13 protein-coding genes and 3 tRNA genes are annotated in these 14,855 nt (G+C 60.1%); 12 read left to right on the top strand and 4 right to left on the bottom strand.

Annotation, left to right across the window (positions count from 1 at the left end; all coding sequences use genetic code 11):
* Positions 1-76 precede the first annotated feature (76 nt).
* The 3 genes from RG540_RS06330 to rlmB form a co-directional block, all read right to left on the bottom strand.
* A complete protein-coding gene (locus RG540_RS06330) occupies positions 77-1,381 on the bottom strand; it encodes a UDP-glucose dehydrogenase family protein (RefSeq protein ID WP_038585813.1) in 1,305 nt (434 codons plus the stop codon).
* A 166-nt stretch (positions 1,382-1,547) separates the two neighbouring features.
* Entirely contained in the window at positions 1,548-2,336 is a 789-nt protein-coding gene (cysQ, locus tag RG540_RS06335; RefSeq protein WP_038593169.1) for a 3'(2'),5'-bisphosphate nucleotidase CysQ, read from the bottom strand.
* An 85-nt stretch (positions 2,337-2,421) separates the two neighbouring features.
* Positions 2,422-3,300 (bottom strand): 23S rRNA (guanosine(2251)-2'-O)-methyltransferase RlmB, encoded by an 879-nt coding sequence (gene rlmB, locus RG540_RS06340; protein ID WP_038585816.1) that lies wholly within the window; start codon positions 3,298-3,300, stop codon positions 2,422-2,424.
* Positions 3,301-3,503: 203 nt separating this feature from the next.
* On the opposite strand from rlmB, the gene RG540_RS06345 reads away from it, so the two are divergent.
* From RG540_RS06345 to tuf, 4 genes are all read left to right on the top strand, one after another.
* A tRNA-Tyr gene (locus RG540_RS06345) sits at positions 3,504-3,588 on the top strand.
* Positions 3,589-3,615: 27 nt separating this feature from the next.
* Positions 3,616-3,689: transfer RNA gene (locus RG540_RS06350), tRNA-Gly, on the top strand.
* 264 nt (positions 3,690-3,953) lie between these two features.
* Positions 3,954-4,448 carry a hypothetical protein gene (locus RG540_RS06355; RefSeq protein WP_038585817.1) on the top strand — a complete coding sequence of 165 codons (495 nt, stop codon included), beginning with the start codon at positions 3,954-3,956 and terminating at the stop codon, positions 4,446-4,448.
* 279 nt (positions 4,449-4,727) lie between these two features.
* Complete coding sequence (gene tuf, locus RG540_RS06360; RefSeq protein WP_038585819.1) at positions 4,728-5,903, top strand: elongation factor Tu; 1,176 nt, start codon at positions 4,728-4,730, stop codon at positions 5,901-5,903.
* 61 nt (positions 5,904-5,964) lie between these two features.
* Here the strand turns inward: tuf and RG540_RS32300 are convergent, their stop codons facing one another.
* Positions 5,965-6,105, bottom strand: coding sequence for a hypothetical protein (locus tag RG540_RS32300; RefSeq protein WP_157884589.1), 141 nt, complete (start codon positions 6,103-6,105; stop codon positions 5,965-5,967).
* A 561-nt stretch (positions 6,106-6,666) separates the two neighbouring features.
* Here RG540_RS32300 and RG540_RS06365 point away from each other — a divergent pair.
* The 8 genes from RG540_RS06365 (at position 6,667) to rpoB (ending at position 14,704) form a co-directional block, all read left to right on the top strand.
* Positions 6,667-6,742: transfer RNA gene (locus RG540_RS06365), tRNA-Trp, on the top strand.
* A 197-nt stretch (positions 6,743-6,939) separates the two neighbouring features.
* Positions 6,940-7,140 carry a preprotein translocase subunit SecE gene (gene secE, locus RG540_RS06370; protein WP_038542111.1) on the top strand — a complete coding sequence of 67 codons (201 nt, stop codon included), beginning with the start codon at positions 6,940-6,942 and terminating at the stop codon, positions 7,138-7,140.
* A gap of 15 nt (positions 7,141-7,155) precedes the next feature.
* Positions 7,156-7,686: a transcription termination/antitermination protein NusG gene (gene nusG, locus RG540_RS06375; RefSeq protein WP_038585823.1), complete on the top strand. Its 531-nt coding sequence runs from the start codon at positions 7,156-7,158 to the stop codon at positions 7,684-7,686.
* A 198-nt stretch (positions 7,687-7,884) separates the two neighbouring features.
* A complete protein-coding gene (gene rplK / locus RG540_RS06380; protein ID WP_037088457.1) occupies positions 7,885-8,316 on the top strand; it encodes a 50S ribosomal protein L11 in 432 nt (143 codons plus the stop codon).
* Between the two features lies 1 nt (position 8,317).
* Positions 8,318-9,013 (top strand): 50S ribosomal protein L1, encoded by a 696-nt coding sequence (gene rplA / locus RG540_RS06385; RefSeq protein WP_038542117.1) that lies wholly within the window; start codon positions 8,318-8,320, stop codon positions 9,011-9,013.
* Between the two features lie 311 nt (positions 9,014-9,324).
* Positions 9,325-9,882, top strand: a complete 558-nt coding sequence (gene rplJ, locus RG540_RS06390) for a 50S ribosomal protein L10 (protein ID WP_258718953.1) — start codon at positions 9,325-9,327, stop codon at positions 9,880-9,882.
* A gap of 59 nt (positions 9,883-9,941) precedes the next feature.
* Complete coding sequence (gene rplL / locus RG540_RS06395; RefSeq protein WP_038585827.1) at positions 9,942-10,319, top strand: 50S ribosomal protein L7/L12; 378 nt, start codon at positions 9,942-9,944, stop codon at positions 10,317-10,319.
* A 248-nt stretch (positions 10,320-10,567) separates the two neighbouring features.
* Positions 10,568-14,704, top strand: a complete 4,137-nt coding sequence (gene rpoB / locus RG540_RS06400) for a DNA-directed RNA polymerase subunit beta (protein WP_038585830.1) — start codon at positions 10,568-10,570, stop codon at positions 14,702-14,704.
* Positions 14,705-14,855: the final 151 nt, after the last annotated feature.

Below are 14,855 nucleotides of genomic sequence, written 5' to 3' on the forward strand. Positions count from 1 at the left end.
ACTTTCGCTTGCTCGATCTGCGGGGCAACTCCTGCAGAGAGCCCACAAACTCAAGGTCCGCCGCCCTCAGGACTGCCTAGTGCATTTTGCCGACGCCGGTATAGGCAAAGCCATGGGCTTCCACCTCCCGCGCGCGATAGACATTGCGCAGGTCGACGAGAACCGGGCTCTTCATGACGGACTTCAGGCGTTCGAGATCGAGTGCACGAAATTCGTTCCATTCGGTGACGAGAACCGCGACATCGGCGCCTTCGGCGGCCTGATAGGGGCCGTCGGCGAATTCGATATCCATCAGCTGCCTGGCGTTTTCCATGCCTTCCGGATCGTAGCCGGAAACGATCGCGCCGGCATCCTGCAGCGTCTGGACGACGGCGATCGCCGGGCTGTCGCGCATGTCGTCCGTATTCGGCTTGAAGGTCAGCCCGAAGACGGCAACCTTCTTGCCGCGCACGTCGCCGCCGGCAGCCGCGATCACCTTGCGGCCCATCGCCCGCTTGCGGGTGTCGTTGACGGCGATGGTGGTTTCGATCAGGCGCACCGGGCTTTCATAATCCTGGGCGGTCTTGGCGAGTGCCAGCGTGTCCTTCGGGAAGCAGGAACCACCGTAGCCGGGGCCAGCATGCAGGAATTTCGAGCCGATGCGGCCGTCGAGGCCGATGCCGCGCGAAACGTCCTGGACGTCGGCTCCGACGCGCTCGCAGAGATCGGCCATCTCGTTGATGAAGGTGATCTTCATGGCAAGGAAGGCATTGGCGGCATATTTGATCAGCTCGGAGGTCCGGCGGCTGGTGAAGAGAAGCGGCGACTGGTTGAGATAGAGCGGACGATAGACTTCGGTCATCACTCCGCGGGCGCGCTCGTCGGAAAGGCCGACGACGATGCGGTCAGGGCGCTTGAAGTCCTCGATCGCGGCACCTTCGCGCAGGAACTCGGGGTTGGAGACGACGGCGAAATCCGCATCCGGATTGGTTTCGCGGATGATCCGCTCCACCTCGTCGCCGGTGCCGACCGGGACGGTCGACTTGGTGACGATGACGGTGAAGCCGGTCAGCGCTTCGGCGATTTCGCGTGCTGCGGCATGGACATAGCCGAGGTCGGCATGGCCGTCGCCGCGGCGCGACGGCGTGCCGACCGCGATGAACACGACATCCGCGTCGGCCACGGCGGGGCCAAGCTCTGTGGTGAAGGAAAGGCGACGGGATTTGACGTTCGATTCGACCAGCGCCTCGAGTCCCGGCTCGAAGATCGGGATGACGCCCTGTTTCAGCGCCTCGATCTTTTCGGCAGCCTTGTCGACGCAGATCACGTCATGTCCGAAATCCGCAAAGCAGGCTCCCGACACGAGGCCGACATAACCCGATCCAACCATCACAATACGCATCAATAATCCTCATCTTTATCCGGCAATCTCACGCGCAGCGGTTTCCTAAGCGCATCCGAAAGGGAATGCAACGCGTCGGATTGGCTGCCTGTGGCAGCTGTGGTCAGGCGTTACCCTAGCCGGCCTGACTGGCCAACGTTACGGGGTGATGACAATAGGATTGCTGCTACGGCTTTCCAGGGCGCGATCCCCAGGCGATGAAATCGGGGTTGGCGAAATCCAGCATGTCTGCGCGGCCGGTCTTGCCATAGGTAAGCGGTGCCCCGCCGAGCGTGACCGTGCTGCCGCCGGCGGCACGGAGCACGGAGTCTCCGGCGGCCGTGTCCCATTCCATGGTTCGGCCGAAGCGGGGATAGAGATCGGCCACACCCTCCGCCAGCAGGCAGAATTTCAGCGAGGAACCAATGCTGCGGATATCGGCGGCGCCTGATTTTTCGAGGAAGGCCTCGGTCTCGGCGGAATTATGCGAGCGGCTCGCAACGCAGATCGGACGGGCCTCGACCGGCCTCGCGACGACCGGCACCCGGTTCGTCACCGCGAATTCGTCGTCGATCACAAGTTTTTCCGCCCGTCCGCCGCCACCGAGATAGGCGACCTTGAGGGCGGGCGCATAAACGACACCGAGGATCGGCGCGCCGTTCTCGATCAGGGCGATGTTGACCGTGAAATCCTCGCGATCGTTGATGAACTCCTTGGTACCGTCGAGCGGATCGACAAGAATGAAGGAGCGTCCTTCGATCGACGGGATACGTCCCATCGCAACCGATTCTTCCGCGATGACGGGGATGTCGGGAAAGGCGTAGGCAAGCTCGGCGAGAATGATCTCTTCGGCCCGTTCGTCCGCCTCCGTGACCGGGGATTTATCAGCCTTGTAGCTGGTGCTGGGTCCGGCCCTGTAGACGTCCAGGATGGCTTTGCCGGCAAGCAGCGCGGCTTTTTCGAATGTGGCGAGCATGAATTCCATGGCGGCTGGTCACGTCGGTTGGGTAGACTTCCAATGACACGTTTGCCCCGTGCATGGGAGTCTAAAACGGCTCGGCTCAATCGGCCTTGGCGAGATGCTGCTGTGTCGCGTAGAGCGCGATCGCGGCGGCGTTCGAGACATTGAGCGATTTGATAGCGCCCGGCATGTCGAGACGGGCAAGCGCGTTGACCGTCTCGCGGGTCTTCTGACGCAGGCCCTTGCCCTCGGAACCAAGCACCAGGGCGATCCGGCCGCCGGCAAACGTGCCTTCGAGCGGGGCGGGGCCTTCCGAATCGAGCCCGATCGTCTGGAAGCCGAGCCGGTGCAGTTCTTCGATCGCGTCGGCGAGATTGGTGACCTGTATATAAGGTATCAGTTCCAGCGCGCCGGAGGCCGATTTGGCAAGTACGCCGGATTCGGTCGGGCTATGTCTCTGGGTGGTGATGACCGCGCCGGCGCCGAACGCGACCGCCGAACGCATGATCGCGCCGACATTATGCGGGTCGGTGACCTGGTCGAGAACCAGCAGAAGCGGACTTGCCTTTAGCGCTTCCAGCCGGCGCATGGGGAGGGGCCGCGTTTCCAGCATCACGCCCTGATGAATGGCCTCGGGGCCGAGCACCCTGTCGATATCCTGGGGCGAAACGAATTCGATCGGAAAGGACAATGTCTCCGGCTCGCCGATATCGAGCCGCGCGAAGGCGTTCTGGGTCACCGACAGCTTGATGAGCTTGCGCTCGGGATTGTCGAGGGCGGCGCGTACCGTGTGCAGGCCATAGAGGAAGACCTGTTCCGGCTGAAGCTGCGGCGGCTTCCAGTCCTTGTTGGATTTCGGCCGCTTCAAGGGCGGCGTCGGAATTTCTCCGCGCTCGCGCTTGGAGTCGCGCACCGCGCGCCGAAGCGTCGCATAATGGGTGTCACGGGTGGATTTGTCTTCTTTGTCGTCCTTGCTCATCAGGCCTTATAGCCATCCTCACTCTCCGGGCAAAGCCCTCGACGGGGAGGCGGGTCGAAAGTGCGACTGATTTATTTTCGTCATTTTTGCTTCTTCCTCGTGTTGACAGACGAGAACGAGGCGGTCATATACGCGGCGCAGATTGAGGGGCGGCAAGCTTCCAAGATCTGACGAACTTGGTCTCACGATCCGGACGAAAAACTGGAGAGATGCCCGAGTGGTTAAAGGGGACGGACTGTAAATCCGTTGGCTCAGCCTACGTTGGTTCAAATCCAACTCTCTCCACCATTCGTCTCTGATCGGACACCACATACCGCGGGTATAGCTCAATGGTAGAGCAGCAGCCTTCCAAGCTGAATACGCGGGTTCGATTCCCGCTACCCGCTCCATTTTACCTGATCATGATGAAGACCGGCATGTCACACGCTTGAAAGCGCGTCGACGGTCTCTGTCCGAGTCCGCCTTTCTTTTTTGCCGCGGCTGCCTTGTCATCTGCGCCGTGACTGCGGCGACGCACGTTCCTGCTGGAGCCTCGTTTTTCCGTGATCGCCTGGTATTGTCGCGATGATGCTCGTAACTTTTTAAAGCATCCCGGGTAGAAGCTTTTTCGCCGGCACAGAGGCCGCCCCACCACCAGCTATGGAAACTTGTCCATGAAGAAAATACTTGCCGCCGCAGCCCTTGCGACGATGCTCCTGCCGTCCGCGTCGTTTGCTGCGACCGTGCTTTTCCCGAGCGCCGCCCCCGTCGCGCAGATCACCATTCCGGATGCCTGGAACCCGGAAGAAACCGACAGCGGCATCCAGGCCAGTTCCGACGACGGCGCGATCTATCTGTCGATCGACGTCGCGAGCGCCGAGACCACCGATAAGGTCATCGAAGATGTGTTCTCTTTCCTCGGTGAAAATGGCGTCACGGTCGACCCGGCCACTCAGAAACAGTCCGAAGACACGTTCAACGGCATGAAGATGATCAATCTGGACTGGAGCGGCAAGGACAAGGACGGCGCCGTTTCGATCGGCGTCTCGCTCGTCGCGCCGAAGCCGGACAAGCTTCTCGTCATCACCTATTGGGGCACCAAGGGCGAACAGGAAAAGCACGGCCCAGAACTCGTCGCGCTCATCAACTCGCTGAAGCCGGCGAAGTAAGAGTCCAATCTGGCGCTCACTGAATAGAGGGCCGGCCGTCTCCCGCTTTGAGGGATGACGGTCGGCCCCTTGTTTTCCGGCTGTCATCTAAGCTGCATTGCCCAGTGGAGAGAACAACGCGGAACCGCTCCATCCATAGGGGGTTTCCGTTCGATTTACCCGGCTCCCCTTGTGCGGGCGCGCGTCGTAATTATGTCTTGCGCATTCTGGTGGAAAGCCTTAAACGGCGACACCAAACCCGGTCGCCGGGTCCACACTTATGTTCACAGGAAGCATTCAATGGCAAAGAGCAAGTTTGAGCGCAACAAGCCGCACGTCAACATTGGCACGATCGGTCACGTTGACCATGGCAAGACGTCGCTGACGGCCGCGATCACGAAGTACTTCGGCGAGTACAAGGCCTATGACCAGATCGACGCGGCTCCTGAAGAAAAGGCACGCGGCATCACCATTTCGACGGCGCACGTCGAATATGAGACGACTGCCCGCCACTATGCGCACGTCGACTGCCCCGGCCACGCCGACTATGTGAAGAACATGATCACCGGTGCGGCGCAGATGGACGGCGCGATCCTGGTTTGCTCGGCTGCCGATGGCCCGATGCCGCAGACCCGCGAGCACATCCTGCTCGCCCGTCAGGTCGGCGTTCCGGCAATCGTGGTGTTCCTGAACAAGGTTGACCAGGTCGACGACGCCGAGCTTCTCGAGCTCGTCGAACTGGAAGTGCGCGAACTTCTGTCGTCCTACGACTTCCCGGGCGACGACATTCCGATCATCAAGGGTTCGGCGCTGGCCGCTCTTGAAGATTCGGACAAGAAGATCGGCGAAGATTCGATCCGCGAACTGATGGCCGCTGTCGACGCCTACATCCCGACGCCTGAGCGTCCGATCAACCTGCCGTTCCTGCTGCCGATCGAAGACGTGTTCTCGATCTCGGGCCGTGGTACGGTCGTGACCGGCCGCGTCGAGCGTGGCATCGTCAAGGTTGGCGAAGAAGTCGAGATCGTCGGCATCCGCGCCACCACCAAGACGACGGTGACCGGCGTTGAAATGTTCCGCAAGCTGCTCGACCAGGGTCAGGCCGGCGACAATATCGGCGCTCTGATCCGTGGCGTCCAGCGTGACGGCGTCGAGCGTGGCCAGATCCTGTGCAAGCCGGGTTCGGTCAAGCCGCACACGGTGTTCATGGCAGAAGCCTATATCCTGACGAAGGAAGAAGGCGGTCGTCATACGCCGTTCTTCACCAACTACCGTCCGCAGTTCTACTTCCGCACGACGGACGTGACGGGCATCGTCGAACTTCCGGAAGGCACGGAAATGGTCATGCCTGGCGACAACGTGACCGTTAAGGTGACGCTGATCAACCCGATCGCGATGGAAGAAAAGCTGCGCTTCGCGATCCGCGAAGGCGGCCGTACCGTCGGCGCCGGCATCGTCGCTTCGATCGTCGAGTAATCGATAGCGACATTGGAATAGAGAAGGCCCTGCCGGCAACGGCGGGGCCTTTTGCTTTCGGTCAGCGTGTCGAAAACAGGTCGTTCTCGTAAGGGAAACGACCTACCGTCAGTCCGACATAGTCCAGATTGCCGAGCTCGTGGGATGGCGGCTCACCGGACACGCGATCCGCGGCGCCGTGGCCGTTCAGGGGGCTGGTCAAGCTCCCACCGTCGAGTTCGATGGGCCGCTATCGACCGCAGCACCCTTGAAGAGGGGCCAACATTCTGGCGCGCATACCGGGTAAGGGACGTGGGTGGGATCATCAGGCGCGACAAGTCCCCATCCGGTGACGGACTGCGGAAGAAGTGCGTCCCAGCCGACATCAGGTCTACCGACGTAAGTGTTGCGCCTATGCGAAGTCGATTCGCTTCTGCTGCCGGTTTTTTCGCCGAGACCGCTTGATCAATCATCCGGAAGCCTATCTGGAGCGGCCTTTGTGTCTTTCCTGACGACACCCGGTATGTCCCCGGACGAAGCCCAATCCTCCCGGCCTGGGCCCGCCAGCTTGATCTGCCGGGCAAGGAAATGCCGGAGCGGCGGGTGGAACCGGCGCTTTCGGTGGTCCGGTCTGCAGACGCATCCGACGGGTTGGGCCGAAAGCTCAGGTGAACGGCCCGGATATTAAAAATGCGCTTGCAAAGCGCAACGCATCCCCTTAAAGGGAGCGCCTAGCCAGTTGGCGGCGAGCCGGAGTTTCCGGTTTACGTTCCGCCAAGGTTGAAGGGGTGTAGCTCAGTTGGTAGAGCGGCGGTCTCCAAAACCGCAGGTCGTCGGTTCAAGCCCGGCCGCCCCTGCCATTTTCAGATGATTGGCGCGAGAATATCCGCAGCGGAATTGTCGGGAAATGGCCGTCGTGCAAAACGGCGAAATTTCATCGAACACTGTTTTCCCTCTTGTGTAAAGGGGAAGGGGTGTTTATGTAGGTCAAAACAGACACGCGGTGCGTGGGGCTGAGAGAGTTCAGCTTTACGTGCCGTAATTGCGTGGGCAATCTATGGCATCCAAAACCAATCCCGTTACGTTTCTGCGCCAAGTGCGCTCCGAGACGACGAAAATCCATTGGCCGTCTCGTCGTGAGACCATGATTTCCACGGCCATGGTTCTGGTTATGGTTGTGTTCGCTGCGCTGTTTTTCTTCGCTGCAGACCAGCTCATGGGATGGTTGCTCCGTCTCGTACTGAACGTCAGCGTTTGATTCTGGAGAATAAAGATGGCGGCGCGTTGGTACATCGTCCACGCATATTCTAATTTTGAGAAGAAGGTGGCAGAGGACATCGAGAACAAAGCTCGCCAGAAGGGGCTTGAGCATCTGTTCGAAAAGATCCTCGTGCCGACCGAAAAGGTCGTCGAGGTGCGCCGCGGCCGCAAGGTCGATTCCGAGCGCAAGTTTTTTCCGGGTTACGTCATGGTTCGGGCCAATCTGACTGACGAAGCCTATCACTTGATCAAGAACACGCCGAAGGTTACCGGCTTCCTCGGTTCCGACAACAAGCCGGTGCCGATCCCGGACTTCGAAGCCGACCGCATTCTCGGCCAGGTTCAGGAAGGTGTCGAGCGGCCGAAGTCCTCGATCACCTTCGAGATCGGCGAGCAGGTCCGCGTTTCCGATGGTCCGTTCGCGTCCTTCAACGGCACCGTACAGGATGTCGACGAAGAGCGTTCGCGCCTCAAGGTCGAGGTCTCGATCTTCGGTCGTGCGACCCCGGTCGAGCTGGAATACGCCCAGGTCGAAAAGGTCTGATGAATTTCGAAATGGGGCCTGCTGTTTGTGCAGCGGGTCTCGTGCGGCGTTTGCCGCAAGCGCGTGGGAGGAACGGTGCCTTAGCCGGGCATTTTGGCCGAACCACGCAACCGCAGCCGCCGGCGAAAGCCGGCATGTCGGGCCGGGAAACCGGTCTCTAATGAGCCGGGTAACCGGTCTCTCGAAAGGCAGAGAGTTATGGCTAAGAAAGTTATGGGCCACCTCAAGCTGCAGGTAAAGGCAGGGTCGGCCAATCCGTCCCCGCCGATCGGTCCTGCACTTGGTCAGCGCGGCATCAACATCATGGAATTCTGCAAGGCGTTCAACGCCGCCACGCAGGAAATGGAAAAGGGCATGCCGATCCCGGTCGTCATCACCTATTTCCAGGACAAGTCCTTCACCTTCGCGATGAAGCAGCCTCCGGTCAGCTACTGGCTGAAGAAGGAAGCGAAGATCACCTCGGGTTCGAAGACCCCGGGCAAGGGCGCCAAGGCTGGCACCCTGACCAAGGCTCAAATCCAGACTATCGCCCAGGCGAAGATGAAGGATCTGAACGCGGCCGATCTCGAAGGCGCAATGGCCATGATCGAGGGCTCCGCCCGCGCCATGGGCCTGGAAGTGGTGGCTTAACATGGTAAAGCTTGCAAAGCGTATTCAGAAGATCCGCGAAGGCGTCGATCCGACCAAGCTGGTCGCCCTGACGGAAGCCATTTCGATGGTCAAGGTTCGCGCCACGGCGAAGTTCGACGAAACTGTCGAAATCTCCATGAACCTCGGCGTCGATCCGCGTCACGCAGACCAGATGGTCCGCGGCGTGGTCAACCTGCCGAACGGTACAGGCCGTGACGTTCGCGTCGCCGTTTTCGCACGTGGCGCCAAGGCTGACGAAGCCAAGGCAGCCGGTGCAGACATCGTCGGCGCCGAAGATCTGGTCGAAATCGTCCAGGGCGGCAAGATCGACTTCGATCGCTGCATCGCCACTCCGGACATGATGCCGCTCGTCGGTCGTCTCGGTAAGGTTCTCGGCCCGCGCGGCATGATGCCGAACCCGAAGGTCGGAACCGTCACCATGGACGTCACGGGCGCCGTCAAGGCTTCCAAGGGCGGCGCTGTCGAGTTCCGCGTCGAGAAGGCTGGCATCATCCACGCCGGCATCGGCAAGGCTTCCTTCGAAGCCAAGGCTCTCGAAGAGAACATCAAGGCTTTCGCCGATGCGGTCATCAAGGCCAAGCCGGCTGGCGCGAAGGGCAACTACGTCAAGCGCGTAGCGATTTCTTCGACGATGGGCCCGGGCGTCAAGATCGATCCGTCGACCGTGACGATCTAAAGTTCTGTCCGGAGCCTTCGGGTTCCGGACTGCATGAATTCCTGGTCCTTCGGGGCCGGGAATTTCCCAGGGAAACCTGGGAATTCCTGTCCGAGATTGCGGGTGGTTTCGACCTTAATCACTTGATGCCTGCATGAGACGGGTAAGACCCGAGATTTTTGAGGCGCTAGCGCGCTTTACGAATTCGGTTCGAGCCTAGTGTGCCTTGTGCCTGGAGCCCCAGTGGCGACAGTGCGAGGGGACAGGATCCTCAAGCGTCGCTTGGGGTCCTAATCAAGGGATCCCTTGAGGCAAAGGCAACCCGATGGGGCCTGCAGGATTGCGGTCCCGTCAACTGGAGACAGACAGTGGAAAGAGCGGAAAAGCGCGAATTTGTCACGGAGCTGAACGAAGTCTTTAAGGCTTCTGGTTCGGTTGTCGTGGCCCACTATGCTGGTGTCACAGTTGCGCAGATGAACGATTTTCGTTCGAAGATGCGCGCTGCTGGCGGCACCGTCAAAGTCGCGAAGAACCGTCTGGCCAAGATCGCTCTTCAGGGTACGGAGTCGGAAGGGATGTCAAATCTCTTCAAGGGGCAGACGCTGATCGCATTCAGCGAAGACCCGGTAACGGCTCCGAAGGTCGTCATGGATTTCGCCAAGACCAATGACAAGATCATTGTTCTGGGCGGTTCCATGGGTGCAACCACGCTCACTGCGGATGCGGTCAAGTCGCTTGCGACCCTGCCTTCGCTGGACGAGCTTCGCGGCAAGCTGCTGGGCCTCTTGAATGCCCCGGCATCGCGTATCGCGACGGTTGTTGCAGCACCGGCAAGCCAGCTTGCCCGCGTGTTCGCGGCCTACGCCAAGAAGGACGAGGAAGCCGCTTAAGGCGGTTTTTCGCTGTTCATACCCAATCAAGTTCGAACCGAATATAAGGAACTATCAAAATGGCTGATCTCGCAAAGATCGTTGAAGACCTCTCTGCTCTGACCGTTCTGGAAGCTGCTGAGCTTTCCAAGCTGCTCGAAGAGAAGTGGGGCGTATCCGCAGCTGCTCCGGTAGCTGTTGCTGCTGCTGGCGGCGGTGCTGCTGCTGCTGTCGTTGAAGAAGAAAAGACCGAGTTCGACGTCATCCTCGTCGAAGCTGGCGCCAACAAGATCAACGTCATCAAGGAAGTCCGCGCCATCACCGGTCTCGGCCTCAAGGAAGCCAAGGACCTCGTCGAAGGCGCTCCGAAGGCTGTCAAGGAAGGCGTCAACAAGGCTGAAGCTGCTGACCTCAAGAAGAAGCTTGAGGACGCCGGCGCCAAGGTCGACGTTAAGTAATATCGGAATGCAGCGGGAGAGGTCTCCTCTCCCGCTGGTTTCCTCCGAACATATTACCCAGGAACCGTCAAAACGGTTCCTGGGTAATGGGTTCTCAAGAGGATGGTCCCGAATCGAACAGAAAAGGCAATCCGGCCTGGCGTGTTCGAGAGGTGGGACGAGATTGGGAATACCCATTGATCGACGGGATCGACTGGCCAGCGAACCCCGTCCGTTGCAGGCCCGGATGCAAGTTTGAAGGAGCGACGATGGCTCAGACCCTTTCCTTTAATGGTCGCAGGCGCGTACGCAAGTTTTTTGGAAAAATCCCCGAAGTCACGGAGATGCCGAACCTCATCGAGGTTCAGAAGGCATCCTATGACCAATTCCTGATGGTCGATGAACCGAAGGGCGGTCGTCCGGACGAAGGTCTGAACGCCGTCTTCCGGTCGGTCTTTCCGATCACCGATTTTTCCGGCGCCTCCATGCTCGAATTCGTATCCTACGAATTCGAGCTGCCGAAGTTCGACGTGGAAGAATGCCGTCAGCGCGATCTGACCTATGCGGCGCCGCTGAAGGTGACTCTGCGCCTGATCGTGTTCGATATCGACGAGGATACGGGCGCAAAGTCGATCAAGGACATCAAGGAGCAGTCGGTCTACATGGGCGACATGCCGCTCATGACCGATAACGGTACGTTCATCGTGAACGGCACCGAGCGCGTGATCGTGTCCCAGATGCACCGTTCGCCGGGCGTCTTCTTCGACCACGACAAGGGCAAGAGCCATTCTTCCGGCAAGCTGCTCTTCGCAGCCCGCGTCATTCCGTATCGCGGTTCCTGGCTCGATATCGAATTCGATGCCAAGGATATCGTCTACGCCCGCATCGACCGCCGCCGTAAGATCCCCGTGACCTCGCTGCTGATGGCGCTTGGCATGGACGGCGAAGAAATCCTGTCGACCTTCTATACGAAGTCGTCCTATCAGCGCGACGGCGATGGCTGGCGGATTCCGTTCCAGCCGGAAACTCTGAAGGGTGCCAAGACCCTTTCCGACATGATTGACGCCGATACCGGCGAAGTGGTTGTCGAATCCGGCAAAAAGCTCACGCCGCGCCTTCTCCGTCAGCTGACGGACAAGGGCCTGAAGGCGTTGAAGGCAACCAATGACGACATCTACGGCAACTATCTTGCCGAAGACATCGTCAACGCGGCAACCGGCGAGATCTACCTCGAAGCCGGCGACGAGATCGACGAAAAGACCCTGCCGGTCATCCTCAATGCCGGTTTCGACGAAGTTCCGGTTCTCGGCATCGACCATATCAATGTCGGCGCCTACATCCGCAACACGCTGTCGGCCGACAAGAACGAGAACCGTCAGGACGCTCTGTTCGACATCTACCGCGTCATGCGTCCGGGTGAACCGCCGACCATGGAATCGGCCGAAGCCATGTTCAACTCGCTGTTCTTCGATTCGGAGCGTTACGACCTCTCCGCCGTCGGCCGCGTCAAGATGAACATGCGCCTCGACCTCGAAGTCGCCGACACCGTCCGCACGCTCCGCAAGGACGACATCCTGGCCGTAGTCCGGATGCTGGTCGAACTGCGCGACGGCAAGGGCGAAATCGACGACATCGACAACCTCGGCAACCGCCGCGTCCGTTCTGTCGGCGAACTGATGGAAAATCAGTATCGCCTCGGCCTGCTCCGCATGGAGCGCGCCATCAAGGAACGCATGTCGTCGATCGAGATCGACACAGTCATGCCGCAGGACCTGATCAACGCGAAGCCTGCCGCTGCCGCGGTTCGCGAATTCTTCGGTTCCTCGCAGCTGTCGCAGTTCATGGACCAGGTGAACCCGCTTTCGGAAATCACCCACAAGCGCCGTCTTTCGGCACTTGGCCCGGGTGGTCTGACCCGCGAGCGCGCCGGCTTCGAAGTCCGCGACGTTCACCCCACCCATTACGGCCGTATTTGCCCGATCGAAACGCCGGAAGGCCCGAACATCGGTCTGATCAACTCGCTTGCAACCTTTGCCCGCGTCAACAAGTACGGCTTCATCGAGAGCCCGTACCGCAAGATCATCGACGGCATCGTGACCAAGGAAGTGCTTTACCTCTCCGCTATGGAAGAGGCGAAGTATTACGTTGCACAGGCGAACGCCGAACTGGATAAGAACGGCTCTTTCGTGGAAGAGTTCGTGGTCTGCCGTCATGCCGGCGAAGTCATGCTGTCCCCGCGCGACACCATCAACCTGATGGACGTCTCGCCGAAGCAGCTCGTTTCGGTCGCGGCCGCTCTGATCCCGTTCCTTGAAAACGACGACGCCAACCGCGCTCTCATGGGCTCGAACATGCAGCGTCAGGCCGTGCCGCTGGTACGTGCTGAAGCTCCGTTCGTCGGCACCGGCATGGAACCGGTCGTCGCCCGCGACTCCGGTGCAGCGATTGCTGCCCGCCGTAGCGGCGTGGTCGACCAGGTCGACGCGACGCGTATCGTTATCCGCGCCACCGAAGACCTCGATCCGTCGAAGTCGGGCGTCGATATCTATCGTCTGCAGAAGTTCCAGCGTTCGAACCAGAACACCTGCGTCAACCAGCGTCCGCTGGTCGCCGTCGGCGACATCCTGAACAAGGGCGACATCATTGCCGACGGTCCGTCGACGGACCTTGGTGACTTGGCGCTCGGCCGCAACGCGCTCGTCGCGTTCATGCCCTGGAACGGCTACAACTACGAAGACTCGATCCTGCTCTCCGAGCGCATCGTATCGGACGACGTGTTCACCTCCATCCACATCGAAGAATTCGAAGTGATGGCGCGTGACACCAAGCTTGGTCCGGAAGAAATCACGCGCGACATTCCGAACGTTTCGGAAGAAGCGCTGAAGAACCTCGACGAAGCCGGCATCGTCTACATCGGCGCCGAAGTCCAGCCGGGCGACATTCTCGTCGGCAAGATCACTCCGAAGGGCGAAAGCCCGATGACGCCGGAAGAAAAGCTTCTGCGCGCCATCTTCGGTGAAAAGGCCTCCGACGTTCGCGACACCTCCATGCGCATGCCTCCGGGCACGTTCGGCACGGTCGTCGAAGTCCGCGTCTTCAACCGTCACGGTGTGGAGAAGGACGAACGCGCCATGGCGATCGAGCGTGAGGAAATCGAACGCCTCGCCAAGGACCGCGACGACGAGCAGTCGATTCTTGACCGCAACGTCTATAGCCGTCTGACGGACATGCTGCGCGGCCAGATGTCGGTTGCCGGTCCGAAGGGCTTCAAGAAGGGCATCGAGCTCACCAACGCCATCATCTCCGAATATCCCCGCTCGCAGTGGTGGATGTTCGCAGTCGAGGACGAAAAGGTGCAGGGCGAAGTCGAAGCGCTTCGCGGCCAGTACGACGAATCCAAGTCGCGCCTTGAACAGCGCTTCATGGACAAGGTCGAAAAGGTCCAGCGCGGCGACGAAATGCCTCCGGGCGTCATGAAGATGGTCAAGGTCTTCGTCGCTGTGAAGCGCAAGATCCAGCCAGGCGACAAGATGGCCGGCCGTCACGGCAACAAGGGCGTCGTGTCGCGCATCGTGCCGGTCGAGGACATGCCGTTCCTCGAAGACGGCACGCATGTCGACATCGTTCTGAACCCGCTCGGCGTGCCTTCGCGCATGAACGTCGGTCAGATCCTCGAGACGCACCTGGCCTGGGCTTGCGCCGGCATGGGCAAGCGTATCGGTGCGATGCTTGAAGAGTACCGCAAGTCGAACGATATCACCGACTTGAAGAAAGAGCTGACGGAAGCCTATCAGAGTGAGGCAAACGCTGAAGTTGCCAGCTTCGACGACGACTCGCTCGTTCGTCTTGCCGAGCAGTCCAAGCGTGGTCTGTCGATCGCAACGCCGGTCTTCGACGGTGCGCATGAGCCGGACGTCGCAGCGATGCTGACCAAGGCGGGCCTCGATCCGTCCGGTCAGTCGGTCCTCTATGACGGCCGTACCGGTGAGCAGTTCGACCGCAAGGTGACTGTCGGCTATATGTACATGATCAAGCTGAACCACCTCGTGGACGACAAGATCCACGCGCGTTCGATCGGTCCGTACTCGCTGGTCACCCAGCAGCCGCTCGGTGGCAAGGCGCAGTTCGGCGGCCAGCGCTTCGGCGAAATGGAAGTCTGGGCGCTCGAAGCCTACGGCGCCGCCTACACGCTGCAGGAAATGCTGACCGTGAAGTCGGACGACGTGGCCGGCCGTACCAAGGTCTACGAAGCGATCGTTCGCGGCGACGACACGTTCGAGGCAGGCATTCCGGAGAGCTTCAACGTTCTCGTCAAGGAAATGCGCTCTCTCGGCCTGTCCGTCGAGCTCGAGAACTCGAAGATCGACGAGGCGAACGCCGGTCAGCTGCCCGACGCAGCCGAATAAAACTACAAGCGGGCGCGCGCCAGGAATGGGCGCGCGCCACTCCACCTCCGGTATCCGCCGGAAGGGCAGGGGATTTTTGCCGCATTTCGCGGCTAATACTGTTTTAGAGCATCGGGCGGTCCTTCCCGGGAATTCGGGCCGTTTCGATCGC

Source organism: Neorhizobium galegae bv. orientalis str. HAMBI 540, assembly GCF_000731315.1.
GTDB lineage: Bacteria > Pseudomonadota > Alphaproteobacteria > Rhizobiales > Rhizobiaceae > Neorhizobium > Neorhizobium galegae.